The organism is Streptomyces hydrogenans (assembly GCF_014656075.1).
In the GTDB taxonomy this organism is placed as follows: domain Bacteria; phylum Actinomycetota; class Actinomycetes; order Streptomycetales; family Streptomycetaceae; genus Streptomyces; species Streptomyces hydrogenans.
The window spans coordinates 1-12,194 of the sequence record NZ_BNBS01000178.1; the positions used below are offsets into that span (position 1 = coordinate 1).

The 12,194-nt window shown below is 73.0% G+C and carries 13 protein-coding genes and 1 pseudogene; 8 read left to right on the forward strand and 6 right to left on the reverse strand.

From position 1 onward, the window contains the following. Positions 1 to 116: 116 nt before the first annotated feature. The 4 genes from IE321_RS38375 (at position 117) to IE321_RS38390 (ending at position 3,763) form a co-directional block, all read left to right on the forward strand. The gene (locus IE321_RS38375) at positions 117 to 284 is read left to right on the forward strand and encodes a hypothetical protein (RefSeq protein ID WP_190226334.1); all 168 of its coding nucleotides are present in this window, start codon (positions 117 to 119) and stop codon (positions 282 to 284) included. 288 nt (positions 285 to 572) lie between these two features. Further along, positions 573 to 1,820 (forward strand): serine hydrolase domain-containing protein, encoded by a 1,248-nt coding sequence (locus tag IE321_RS38380; protein WP_190226325.1) that lies wholly within the window; start codon positions 573 to 575, stop codon positions 1,818 to 1,820. 108 nt (positions 1,821 to 1,928) lie between these two features. Further along, a complete protein-coding gene (locus IE321_RS38385; protein WP_043221833.1) occupies positions 1,929 to 2,468 on the forward strand; it encodes an ArsR/SmtB family transcription factor in 540 nt (179 codons plus the stop codon). 17 nt (positions 2,469 to 2,485) lie between these two features. Continuing rightward, positions 2,486 to 3,763: an MFS transporter gene (locus IE321_RS38390; protein WP_373316662.1), complete on the forward strand. Its 1,278-nt coding sequence runs from the start codon at positions 2,486 to 2,488 to the stop codon at positions 3,761 to 3,763. On the opposite strand, the gene IE321_RS38395 is transcribed toward IE321_RS38390, so the two are convergent. The 3 genes and pseudogenes from IE321_RS38395 to IE321_RS42560 all read right to left on the reverse strand — a co-directional run. Then, complete coding sequence (locus IE321_RS38395) at positions 3,760 to 4,743, reverse strand: SigB/SigF/SigG family RNA polymerase sigma factor (protein ID WP_190226327.1); 984 nt, start codon at positions 4,741 to 4,743, stop codon at positions 3,760 to 3,762. The two genes, IE321_RS38390 and IE321_RS38395, sit on opposite strands and share 4 nt — an antisense overlap. Positions 4,744 to 4,901: 158 nt before the next feature. Next, complete coding sequence (locus IE321_RS38400; protein ID WP_190226328.1) at positions 4,902 to 5,198, reverse strand: hypothetical protein; 297 nt, start codon at positions 5,196 to 5,198, stop codon at positions 4,902 to 4,904. A 380-nt stretch (positions 5,199 to 5,578) separates the two neighbouring features. Beyond that, positions 5,579 to 5,899 (reverse strand): annotated as a pseudogene (locus IE321_RS42560) (FadR/GntR family transcriptional regulator); the annotation flags it as partial. A 318-nt stretch (positions 5,900 to 6,217) separates the two neighbouring features. Here IE321_RS42560 and IE321_RS42565 point away from each other — a divergent pair. Further along, positions 6,218 to 6,544 (forward strand): ATP-binding cassette domain-containing protein, encoded by a 327-nt coding sequence (locus IE321_RS42565; RefSeq protein WP_229916766.1) that lies wholly within the window; start codon positions 6,218 to 6,220, stop codon positions 6,542 to 6,544. A gap of 71 nt (positions 6,545 to 6,615) precedes the next feature. Here IE321_RS42565 and IE321_RS38410 read toward each other — a convergent pair whose 3' ends face one another. Next, positions 6,616 to 6,885, reverse strand: a complete 270-nt coding sequence (locus IE321_RS38410; protein WP_190226329.1) for a DUF1905 domain-containing protein — start codon at positions 6,883 to 6,885, stop codon at positions 6,616 to 6,618. 615 nt (positions 6,886 to 7,500) lie between these two features. Here IE321_RS38410 and IE321_RS38415 point away from each other — a divergent pair. After that, positions 7,501 to 7,776 carry a hypothetical protein gene (locus IE321_RS38415; protein ID WP_190226330.1) on the forward strand — a complete coding sequence of 92 codons (276 nt, stop codon included), beginning with the start codon at positions 7,501 to 7,503 and terminating at the stop codon, positions 7,774 to 7,776. 472 nt (positions 7,777 to 8,248) lie between these two features. Here IE321_RS38415 and IE321_RS38420 read toward each other — a convergent pair whose 3' ends face one another. Together IE321_RS38420 and IE321_RS38425 are read right to left on the reverse strand one after the other, a co-directional pair. Next, on the reverse strand, positions 8,249 to 9,130 hold the full coding sequence (locus IE321_RS38420; protein ID WP_190226331.1) for a carbon-nitrogen hydrolase family protein: 882 nt from the start codon (positions 9,128 to 9,130) through the stop codon (positions 8,249 to 8,251). 5 nt (positions 9,131 to 9,135) lie between these two features. Further along, positions 9,136 to 10,656 (reverse strand): APC family permease, encoded by a 1,521-nt coding sequence (locus IE321_RS38425; RefSeq protein WP_190226332.1) that lies wholly within the window; start codon positions 10,654 to 10,656, stop codon positions 9,136 to 9,138. Between the two features lie 130 nt (positions 10,657 to 10,786). Here IE321_RS38425 and IE321_RS38430 point away from each other — a divergent pair, with 130 nt between their 5' ends. Next, entirely contained in the window at positions 10,787 to 11,395 is a 609-nt protein-coding gene (locus IE321_RS38430) for a TetR/AcrR family transcriptional regulator (RefSeq protein ID WP_043221824.1), read from the forward strand. A 162-nt stretch (positions 11,396 to 11,557) separates the two neighbouring features. Then, positions 11,558 to 12,194, forward strand: a 637-nt coding sequence (locus IE321_RS38435; protein ID WP_190226333.1) for an AMP-binding protein, incomplete at its 3' end; no start/stop codon positions are given.

Genomic DNA, 12,194 nt, shown 5'->3' on the forward strand with positions numbered 1-12,194 from the left:
GACGCCGTTCGTCGGGTCGCCGCCGAAGGCCGCCTCCTGCCGGACGGCGGCCGGATCGCCGCAGGCGGGCCCGCTCGCCGACGTGCCCGCGCCGCTTCCGCGCCGCCGACTCCGTCATGCGCCTGTACGCCCAGGGCGGCGTCCGCTTCGAACTCCGCGGCAACGCTTTCCTCCGCTGGACCGGCGCCGTCCCCCGCCACGAGATCCGCGACTGCCTCGGCGGCGCCACCTGCGTGGCGGACGTGAAGACCCCCCGTAAAGACCGGCAAGGGGCCCGGACTTGAGTCGTGGAGCGGGTGGGCGGGGCGAGCCGGCGTCCGGGTTCCGGTTCGGGCTTGGGTTCCGGTTCGTGTTCCGGTTCGGGGGAGTCGACCGGCTCGGGTTCCCGGCGCCGGTCCTCTCCCGACGGTGTCGCAGCCTCCGCGGCAGGTGGGTGTCAGGGGCGTCGTCCGGGGGGAGTCGGGGCCGGTCTCCGGGTGATCACCTATCGCCGACGACCTGCGGAGAGGGGAGAGTCGGAGTCGTTCGGGAGTGCCACCGCACCTCGCGCCGACGACCTCTGGAGCACCCTCATGCGACACCGCACGACCGCACTGCACCGCCTCGTCGTGGCCGGCACGGCCACGGTCGCCCTCACGCTCGGTGTCGGTGTCCCGGCCGCGACGGCCCGTGCCGCCGACGCTCCCTCCGAGGCCGCGGCGACCGCCCGGGGCCACCTCCCCGGCTTCGACGCGGAGCCGTTGGCGCAGCGGCTCGCGCCGCTGCCCGGGTACCACGCGGGAGCGCTGGTCAGGGTGGACGGGCCGGGTCGCGGGCCTCTGTGGACCGGCACCGCCGGTGCGGTGACGGCCGACGCCCACTTCCGCATCGGCAGCGTGACCAAGGCCTTCACCCACACGGTCGCACTGCAGCTCGTCGCCGAGCACAGGATCGGCATCGACGACCCGGTCCGGTCCCATCTTCCGGACCTGATCCCCGCCGAATACGGCGGGGTGACGGTTCGCCAGGTACTGGACCACACCAGCGGCTTTCCGGCGCCCGCCCCGACGCCCGCGCCGAGGAACGGGCCGGGGTGGTGGCTCATGGGCGTCACGCCGGGCGACGGGGTACGGGACGCCCTCGCGCTCGCCGCCGCCGACGACGCCAGGGGGCGGCACCGGCCCGCGCCGGGCACCGTCCAGCAGTACAACGGGCTCAACACGCTGGTCGTCGGTCTGGTCGTCGAGAAGGTCACCGGCAACTCCTTCCGCGAGGAGCTCGACCACAGGATCCTGCGGCCCCTCCGGCTGCGGCACACCAGCCTTCCGGCCTCCGGCGACGTCTCCATCCCCGGCCCGCACGCCCGGGTGTACGTCGGGGCGGACGAGGTCACCCGGCAGAGCCCGTATCCGTGGGCCGAGGGCGGGATGATCACCACCACCGCCGACCTCGACCGCTTCCTGACCGCCCTCCTGAGCGGCCGGCTGCTGCCGCCCTCCGTGCGGAAACTGGCCTTCTCCGTCCCCGAGGTCCCCAACGCGCCGCGGAACAGGCACTGCGGCACCGCCGGCAAGGCGTGCTTCGCCCCGGTGGGTCTGATGCGCCTCACCCTCGCCGACGGCGTGACCGTCTGGGGCAAGACGGGCTCGCGCCCGGGATGGGAGAACGGGTTCTTCACCACGCCCGACCTCAGGCGTCGCGTGGTGTACTCCCTCAACCCGAACGGCACGGGTACCAGCCAGGAGCACACGGACTACGTCCTGGCACTCGTCGGCGCCGCCTTCACGGGAGTCCCGCCGACCGCGGCGGAACCGGCCGATCCGGGGCACCGCCCCCGCTGACGTGCCCCTGGGCGTCAACAGGACCGCATCCGCGCAGGGTTCGGAACGCGCTCCCCGTTCCTCCGAAACTCCTTGCGCAATGGTCAAGAATCGTTGACCATTGCTCGCATGCCTCCTGAAGACCTTCCCGAGACGATCCACGTCACCACGGACGAGCAGCTGCGCGCCGTCTCCAACCTCACGCGCCACCGGATCATGGCCGTGCTCCGCTTCGAGCCGGCGACGATCACGCAGATCGCCGAGCGGGTCGGCCTCGCGAAGGGGAGTTCCAGCTACCACGTACGGCTCCTGGAGCGGGCGGGGCTGGTGAAGGTGGTGCGGACCCGGAAGGTCCGGGGCGTCACCGAGCGGTACTACGCGATGGCCGCGCGGACGATCGCGCTGCCGGATCCGGGCGAGGGAGCACCGGACGTGCTGATGCGCCACGCGGTGGCGGACCTGGAGGCGTCGTCGGCGCAGAGCGAGCGGCACGTGGGCATGGCGCACCTGCGCCTCACCGACGAGCAGTTCGCGGAGCTGGGGGCGCGGTTGCAGGCCCTGGCGGACGAGTACCGGAAGCTCTCCGATCCGACGCTGCCGGACACCTCCCTCGTCTTCGCCCTCTTCCACCCGGCATCGCGCGCGCGGGAAGAGGGGGACGCCAAGTGACCCTGGACGAGAAGAAGTTGCCCGGCGGGTTCGGACGGCTGTGGACCGCGCAGACGGTGTCCTCGCTCGGGGACGGCGTGTCGCACGCCGCGCTGCCGCTGATCGCCTTGACGCTGACCCGGGATCCGATGGCCCTCGCCGTCGTCACGGCCGCCGGGACGCTGCCGTGGCTGCTCTTCGGGGTGCTCGGCGGTGCGCTGGTGGACCGCTGGGACCGCCGGCGCACGATGTGGGTCGCGGACGCGGCGCGGGCGGTGCTGCTCGCGATACCGGCGGCAGCGGCGGCCCTCGACGCGCTGAGCATTCCCCTGCTCGCGACGGTGGCCTTCCTGCTCGGCCTCGGCGGACTGTTCTTCGACACCGCCGCCACGGCCTATCTGCCGGACCTCCTCGGACGCGACCCCGTGCTCCTGGAGCGGGCCAACTCCCGTCTGCGCGGGGCCCAGACCGCCATGTCCGGGTTCGCCGGGCCGCCTGCGGGCAGTGCGCTGCTCGCGCTCGGGAGGGCGGTTCCGCTGCTCGCCGACGCGGTGTCGTTCCTGCCCTCCGCCGTGCTCGTACGCTCGCTTCCCGCCGCCCCCGCCCGGTCCGCGCCGGAGGCCCGCGAGTCGTTGCTCGGGCAGGCGCGCGCCGGGGCCGCGTACGTCTTCAAGGACCGCCTGCTGCTCGGGCTCGCCCTCCGCCCGGCGGTCGGGAACGTCGCCTTCCTCGCCGTGGAGACCGTCCTCGCCCTCTTCGCGCACGACCGCCTCGGCATCGACACCTACGGCTTCGGCCTGCTGCTCACGGCGGAGGCCGCCGGCGGCCTGCTCGGTGCGGCCATCGCCTCCACCCTCGGCCGACGCCTCGGCACCGGCACCGCGCTGACCTGCACGGCCGCCGTGGAAGGGCTCGCCATCCTGGGCCTGGCCGCCGCGCCGAACGCGTACGTGGCCGGGCTGGCGCTCGCCGTCTGCGGGGCCGCCATGGGCGCGACGATGGTGCTCGCCCCGTCCCTCCGGCAGGCCGTCGTGCCGGCCCACCTGATGGGCCGTGTCGCCTCGACCTCCCGCATGCTGGCCATGTGCGCCGCCCCCCTCGGGGCCTTCCTCGGCGGCTGGCTGGCCGCCACCCACGACATCCGCACCCCGCTCTACGCCGCCGCCGTCCTCCTCCTGGCGATGACGGCCGTCACGGCGTCCATGACCACCAACCGTCGCGTCGAAGCGGCGCTGCGTGCCGCCGCCCCTCCCGCCGCTCCGGACCCCCTGGCATCAGGGGAACCCGCCCGGGAGGGAGCGCCCGGAGCCGTCTAGCGGGACGGACTCCGGTGCGGGGACGTGTCGCCGTCCCGGGGGTGGGAGGCGTTCCGGGGCTGGGGGCGCCGGCGGGGCTCGGGGGCCGTGTCGGCCGTCGGGTCGTCGGTCAGCAGGCCCGTGCGGAGCTCGCCGAGGATGTGGGTCAGGATGCGGGAGACGTGCATCTGGGAGAGGCCCACGCGGCGGCCGATCTCCGCCTGTGTGAGGTCCTGGCCGAAGCGGAGGGAGAGGATCTCCCGGTCGCGTGCGTCGAGGCGGTCGATCAGCGGCCCGAGGGACGTCAGGTCGTCGATGAGGTCGTAGGCGGGTTCGGTGGCCGCGGTGCGGCGGCCGTCGGTGCCCCGTGGGGCGGCGGTGTCGTCGTCGCCGAGAGGTGCGTCGAGCGAGCGGGCGGTGTAGGCGTTGGCGGCGAGTTCCGCTTCGGCGACCTCGGTCTCGGTGAGGTGGAGCCGCTCGGCCAGCTCCGTCCGGCTAGGCCGGTGGCCGGTGTCCTGTTCGAGGCCGTCGGAGACCTTGGCGATCTCGATGCGGAGTTCCTGCATGCGGCGCGGCACGTGCACTGCCCAGCCGGTGTCGCGGAAGAATCGTTTCATCTCCCCGACCACCGTGGGGAGCGCGAAGCTGGAGAAGTCGACCCCGCGATCGGGCTCGAAGCGGTCGATCGCCTTGATCAGCCCGATGGTCCCCACCTGGACGATGTCCTCGGTGGGTTCCGGACGGCCCCGGAAGCGCCGCGCGGCGAACCGGACGAGGCTGAGGTTCAGCTCGACCAGCGTGTTGCGGACGTACGCGTGCTCCGGGGTCCCCTCGTCCAGCTCCCGCAACCGTGCGAAGAGCGACACGGACAGCGTCCGCGCCTTGTCCGTGGGCGCGGCCGCCGGGTTCTCTGGCTCCTGGATGCCGCCGAGGGCCCGTCGCCGGACGGCGGCCGCGGAGCGCGGTCGGAGAGGGGGAGCGGGGCGTGCTGAGCGGCCCATGGCGCTGAGCCTCCTTCGTCGGATCCGGTGGTCCGGCACCGCCCGGACGCGAGGGCGGTACCGCGTTCCGTTCGGTCGAACGTCCTGCCGTGCGTCTGCTCGGTGGGGCGTCCGACGTCGAGTGTCGTGACGGGTGGGCGCGGGGTGTGACGGTCGTTTCAGGGGCCGGCGACGATGCGCAGGGTTCCGTCGGGGTGGGGGAGGGGAGTGAGGCCGGCCTCCAGGAACACCGTCGTCAGCGCCGTCGCGGTCGCGGTGCGCAGCCCCGGGATCTCCGCCGCCCTGTGGACGTCGGGGTCCGTCGCGTGGGCCGCGATGAGGGGCCGGATGAGCGAGTCGGGATGCCAGGAGACCAGGATGTCGGGGCCGTCGGCGGTGGCCGTCAGCCCGTTGCCGGGCTCGTAACCGGCTTCGGCGAGAATGCGCCGGGTCCGGCGGAGCAGCTCGCCGTTCACGGGCCCTCTCGGGCCTTTCGCGTGCCCTCCGGCGCCGTGAGACTCTGCGGTCGGCGCCTTGCCGAACTCGCCGCTCAGACGGAGGGCGGTCCCCGTCCGCCGGCTCGGTCCGGCCCCGCGCCGTCCGGGCGCCCGTCGCCGAACGCCGGGGGAGGTGGGCACGGAAGATGCGGATCGTCGAGTCATGCCTCCTCCTAGAAGTGAAGGGCCTTCTGCATCGAGTGTCCGATTTCTTCGCATATACGTCAATATTTACGTGAAAGGGGCTTCGTATAACGGCCCCGAGGCCGTGCCCCCGCCCCGACGCGCCGGGCGGCAGGCCGGGAGGGCGGGAGGATCCGTCCGGACGGTGCGCGGTCCTCCGCTCGTGGGGGCGGCGGGGCGGCGGGGCGGCGCGCCAGGGCCGAGTCGATGGTGGTGAGGTCGTCCTCGGGACGCCGCCACGCGGCGAGCTGGGCGGTCTCGACCTCGACGAACCTGCGGACCTCGTAGACGTGCGTGACAGCTGCCCGGCGCACTCGGGTGGGCCAGTCCTCGGCCGGTTCGGTGGCGACGACGAACACGCCGGAGCCCTGGCGGGCCCGGACGAGGCCCGCGCCGGCCAGGGCGTACAGGGCCTCCCGGACCGTGGAACAGCCGAAACCGAGTGTCTTGGCCGGGGCGGTCTCGGCGGACAGTTCGGTGCCGACCGGCCAGTGGCCCTACGTGATCTGTGCCCCCGCCGAGGCACGGTCGATGCCCTGGGGAAGCGCCTGGGCCGGGTGGACATGCGCCGACTGCGCTCGCACGTGGGCCACGTGGGCCCCCGGCACCCGCTGCGCTCGCTCCTGACGGTGCGGGACGTGGTGCTGACCGGCCTGACGAGCGGCGTCGAACGAGTCCCCGCTGGTCCCGACGCACGCCGAAACCGCCGCGGCCGAGAGCCTCCTCGGCCTGCGCAGCCTCGGCGGCCTGCGCGAGGCGCGTCGGCCGGTGCTCTCCCGGGGCAGCGGCCCCGAGCCCTCATCGCCCGCTCGCTCATGGCCGGCCCCCGGCCGCTCCTGCTCGACGATCCCGCGACCGGCCTGGACGTCGCGGGCAGGGAGCAGTTCATCGACCGCCTGGAGGTACTCGGTCTCACCCGTCTCGAACCGGCCTCGGTGCCGGTCGACCGCCACCTGGAGGGGCTTCCGCCCGGGACGACGCACGCGATGCTGCTGCGCGACGGCCGCTGCCTCGTCGCGGGACGAGTCGGGGAGATCCTGGCCGGCCTTCAGGCCAGTGCCTGCTTCGACCATCCCGTCCGGTTCACGCAGGTCGACGGCTGGTGGAGCGTACGGACGAGGCGTCCCGCCCCGGCGGGGTGATCGGAGCGGCAGTGACCGGCGGCCCCGACCGCCGCCGCCCGGACGGTGCGCCCACCCCCGTCTCACATGGCCTACCCGTCCAACCGCTCCTCCAGGCGGACCGTCACGGAGTCCCCTTCCGCCTTGCCGATCGCCTTGCGCACCTCCGCCTTCACGGGCAGCTTGTGCGTGCCGTCGCCCATGGCCATGAAGGAACTCCGGAAGGGGTGGCCGTCGATCGTGCCCCGGACCTTCACCAGGCCGCGGGTCCCGAAGAACTCGACCGACTCGGGCCAGACCACATAGGTCCAGCCGCCCTTGTCCGGACTCTTCCGCAGGGTTGCGGTGAACTGCTTGTCCATGATGCCTCCCACCTGTTCAGGAGCCTTCGACGAGAACCGGACCGCCGTCGTGCGGGTCACCCCCGGTGAACGACGACGGCCCGCGGGCCGCATCCGTGCGAGCTCCGCGTGCGCGTCGACGCTCGTGCGCGCAGGTCCGCCCCATGTGCTCACCAGGTACGACCGGGACCGGCGCGGAAACTCATCGCCCGGGCGGGAGGACCGCCCGGTCCGGTGCCGTCACGCGTCGGCCGTCCGACATGAGGAGTGGCCGGCCACCCGCGGCCCGGGTGTTGCCCATCGGGTCGGTGGCCGGCGAGCCGGCCACCGTGCATCACTGTCTGCTCATCGAGACGGACACGGACGGGCTGATCCTGGCCGACACCGGTCTCGGCGCCGCCGATGCCAGCCGGCTTCCCGGCCTCACCGGCTTCGTACTCCATCTACTCCGAGATCTTGACGCTGTGGCAGCCGGGCTCACCCCGGACTGGAGCTCCGCAGCATCGAGGGCGCCATCAACCGCATCAAGAAGATCAAGCGGCAGCTCTACGGACGAGCCGGATTCGACCCGCTCCGAAAAATGATCCCGCTTCAGTGAGACGCAGCCCCCTTCGGCGACCGGTCTACCCTGACGCCGTGACATTGAACGAAGCCGAGTATCTCGACTACCTGCAGTCCGAGCGGCGTGGCTACGCATGGGTAATGCGGCATCACGGCGGGCTGACGCCGGAGGAGGCGAGGGAGGCCGCCCTGGCGCACTACCCGTACGAGTCGGCTGAGGCGTCGTTCCGCGGGCTGATCTTCCACGACGAGGCATGGCACTGGGCAATGCTGTCGATCCACGGCGATCGGTACGTAGTGGAGCACCCCGAGCTGGTTCATCCGTCACCTGACTACCTGGCCCTTGAGTAGCCGATCAACGAGCGCATTCGAACACCGGGGTAACGCTCCGCGACGGCTCCCCGGGTTCTGTGCCAGAACCCGGTGGTTCGGCATCCCCCACGGCGCGTGCGCTGGGGATGCCTGTGAGCTGCTGCTGGTGCCGCTCCCGGGCCAATCAGCCGGACACGCGGGCGTCGCCGTGCGCGACGGTGCCGGGAGGTGGTTCCTGCACGCGGGCGACGCGTACATGTACCACGACGCGATCGAGCGGACCCCACCGTGGTCCCACACCGCCTTCGCTCCCGTCCAGGAAGGGCGCAGACCGACACCGCGACCCGGCGGATCGCCACCCGCGACCCGCTCCGCGCCCTCCACCGCGACCGCGCGGACCAGGAAACCGTCTTCAGCGCGCACGACCCCCGGGAGGTCGCCCGGCCGGCCACGCCTGAGAACGTGCGACCCGGGAGGAGAGCGGGCGGCCGTCGCGGGCTTCGCCGTCGGCCTAGCCGGCGTCGTCGTCCTTCAGCCAGTCGGGCGTGCGGAACGTGCCCCCGTACATGGGGAGTTCGATCGTCGATCCGTAGCGGGCGAGCTGTGTCCAGGGCCGGTTGATGCCGGCGGAGCCGTAACGGCGTACCCGGGTGACGGCGTCGAGGTCGAGGCCGGCGACGAGCACCTCCTCGCCGTGTCCGGCCTGCTGGCGGACGGTGCCCTCCGGGTCGACGACGGTGCTCTGGCCGACGCCGGCCGGGTCGGCGGCGTTGACGTTGACGACGTAGACCTGGTTGGTCCAGGCGTTGGCGCGGGCGCAGACCAGTTCCATCTCGCGGTCGCGGGTGGTGGTCAGGGTCGGCTGGATGACGACCTCCGCGCCCAGCCAGGCGAGTTGGCGCACGGTCTCGGGGAACGAGCCGTCGTAGCAGATGGCCAGGCCCACCCGGCCGACGTCCGGGATGTCGAAGACGGTGAAGCCGGTACCGGGTGTCGCCTTCTCGTAGGGCTGCCACGGGAAGACCTTGCGGTAGCGGGCGACGATCTCGCCCTCTGGGGATATCGCGAGCGCCGTGTTGAAGACGCGTCCGTCCTCGGCGCGTTCGAAGACGCTGCCGGGCACCAGCCACAGGCCCGTCTCGACCGCGAGCGCGCACAGGCGGTCGGTGACTGGTCCGGGTGCGGTCGTCGCGACCTGTTCCGTCCAGCCCGCGGGAGCCGGACCGAGCAGGGGGCCCTCCGCGGCGAGCAGCAGTTCGGGGACGGTCACGAGCCGCACGTGCGGGAACAGCTCGCGGGTGGCGCGGACCTGGTCGGCGAAGCGGGTCCAGGTGGCCTCGGTGTCGTACGGCACGGGGGTGGTCTGGAGGGCGGCGATGGCGAGAGTGCGCATGGTGGTCAGTCCTCGTTGACGGTCGGGTCCGCGACGGCGCTGCGGCCCTCGCGGAAGAAACGGGCGTGGCGGGAGCGGACGAGCGGCAGGGCCGCGGCGCCCAGGGCCAGGGAACCGGTGCCGAGGAGGAAGACTCCTCCGACGCCGTGGAAGGAGGTGCTGCCGTAGGCGGGGTCGTACATGTCGTGGGCGCTGCGGACGAAGGCCGCCAGCATCATGAGCCCTCCGAGCAGCGGCAGGACACCCTTGAGCAGCAGGTCGCGCGGGGAGTCGCGCAGCTGCCCGCGGAAGTGCCAGACGCAGGCCAGGGCGGTCGTGCCGTAGTAGCAGGCGATGAGCAGGCCGATGGACAGGATGGCGTCGCCCAGGAACCGCGGGGACAGCAGCTGGAGCAGGACCAGCAGTCCCGCCGCGGCGGTGCCGAAGAGCAGGGTTCCGGTGGCCGGGGTGCGGTGCCGGGGGTGCACGCGGGCGAACGTGGCCGGCAGGGCGCCGTGCGCGGCCATGGACAGCGTCGCGCGGGAACTGCTGATCAGGGTGGTGAGCAGGGCGGAGAGCGCGGAGACGCACACGGCCAGTTCGAGAACCTTGGCCAGGCCGGCGCCGAGGACGGACCGGCCGCGGCCGGCCAGGACGTGCGTGGCGATCACGGGGTTGCCCAGGCCGAGCCCGGTGCCGCCGGTGCCGGCGAAGGAGAGCGCGGCGAAGGCGGTGAAGAGGTACGTGCCCAGCAGGACGAAGGTGGAGACGAGGACGGCCCTGCCGGGGACGCGGTCGCTGTCGCTGGTCTCCTCGTTGACGGTGATCAGCGAGTCCCAGCCCCAGTAGATGAACAGGCACAGCAGGACCGCCTGGGCGCAGGACCCGAAGTCGTCGAAGGCCAGCGGGTCGAGCCAGGCCGCGGAAAGCGTGGCGGCGTGCGGGCGGAGCAGGGCCGCGGCGCCGAAGCCGAACAGGGCGAGCAGTTGCAGGCCCAGCAGCACGTACTGGACGGAGGCGGCCAGGCGCAGACCCCGCCGGGCGACCGCGGTGACGGCGGCCAGCAGCAGCACCGCGGTCGCGGTCACCACCGCGGGGTCGTCCGCCGCGGCGTCGAGACCGACGGTCTGGAGGAGATAGGTGGCACCCACGCTGGAGAGCGCGGTCATCGCGATGAGCGTGGCGATCTGGACCACCCAGCCCCCGACGAGCCACCCGGCGACCGGTCCGAAGGCCCGGGTGGTCCACACGAAGGTGGTTCCGCAGTCCGGCATGCGCCGGTTGAGCTCCCGGAAGGCGAAGGCGGTGAGCAGGATCGGCACGAAGCCCAGCAGCAGGGCGGCCGGGGCCGACCGTCCGACGGCCAGCGTCACCAGTCCGAGGGTGACGGCGATGCTGTACGCCGGCGCCACCGAGGAGAGGCCCAGGGCGACGGCGCCGAGCAGGCCGACGGAGCCGTGGCGCAGGCCCTTGTCCGGCGGGGGCGAGGGGTGAGGCGGGGCGACGGCTCCGCCGTCGGGCCCGGCCGCGGGGGTCGGGTTCGTCATGTGCGGACTCCAGAGGGAGGGGGCCAGCTTTGTTAAACGTGGATTTAAGAGCTGTCGCGCTGGTCCGTCAAGCGTTCGACGCATCCTGTTAAACTTCCCGGCAGTGAACTCGGGTGAGAGAGGGGCTGCGATGGCGGCGAAGAAGGGCGGAGGGAAGGAGCAGCGCCGTGCCGAACTCGGCGAGGCCGTGCAGCGCGCGCTCCTGTCGCGCGGCCTGGAGGGCCTGCGCCTGCGGGACGTGGCCGAGGAGGCCGGGGTCACCCCCGCCGCGGTGCTCTACTACGGCGACCTGGACGCCCTCGTGCACGAGACGTACCAGCAGGCGATCGAGCGGTACAGCCGGCAGCGCGAGGAGATCGCCGACCGCTTCGACGACGCGCGCGACAAGCTCCGCGCCTGCATCGACCACGGCGTCGCCACCGGACCCGACGACGCGCTGACCCGCCTGCTCTTCGAGTACTGGCCGCGGTGTCTGCGGGACGCCAGGGCGGCCGCGCTCGACAGCGCGTTGACGGAGCGCCAGATCGCGGTGTACTCCGGCATCCTGGTACTGGGCCGGGCCCAGGGCCACTTCACCCTCCAGGACCCACCGCGCCTGCTGGCCGCCACCTTCGTCGCCGTGGAGGACGGCTACCAGATGGAGGTCCTCGCCGGCCGCCGCACCCGCGCCGAGGTGATCGCCGCCCTGCACGCCTACACCCGCGCCGTCACCGGCCACGACCTCGCCGCCGGGGCCTGAGGGGCGCGAGGGCCTCCGGAACGCGGGGTGCGCGCGGGTCCCCACCTCCCCGCCGTCGATTTCCTTGTACGGCAAGGGGTTTGGGGCCTAGCCTCACCGGCGCCCACAAGTTACCGTCCAGTCAATCAACTGCGATGGGTGCCCCCGGGCCCGGAGGTCGACATGAGTTCCGCTCAGTACCTTCTCGAAAACCGCCCGCACTCCGTGGCGCACCTCTTCCTGTCACGCGTCGAGGCCACCCCCGAGCGGGAGGCGTACCGGTTCCCCGTGGCGCGTGAGGACGGCTCCGAGGAATGGCACTCGCTCACGTGGGCGCAGACGGCCCGGCGGGTGAAGGCCATCGCCGCCGGGCTGCTCGCGCTGGGACTGCGCACCGAGGAACGGGTGGCCATCTCGTCCTCGACCCGGGTGGAGTGGATCCTCGCCGACCTGGGCGTGATGTGCGCGGGCGCGGCGGCGACCGCCGTCTATCCGAGCACCAACGGAGAGGAGACGGCGTACATCCTCGCCGACTCCGACAGCCGCGCGATCTTCGTCGAGAACGCCGGGCAGCTGGCCAAGGTCGCCGCGCACCAGGACGCCCTGCCCGGCCTCCGGTACGCGATCCTCTTCGACCCCGCCCCGGAGACGGTGGGCTTCGACGGGCTCGACGTGCTCACCCTCGCCGAGCTGGAGCGGCTCCGCGACGCGTACCTCGCCCACCACCCGGACGCGGTCGAGTCGGCCGTCGGGGACATCGCACCGGAGCAGCTCGCCACCCTCATCTACACCTCCGGCACCACCGGCCGCCCCAAGGGCG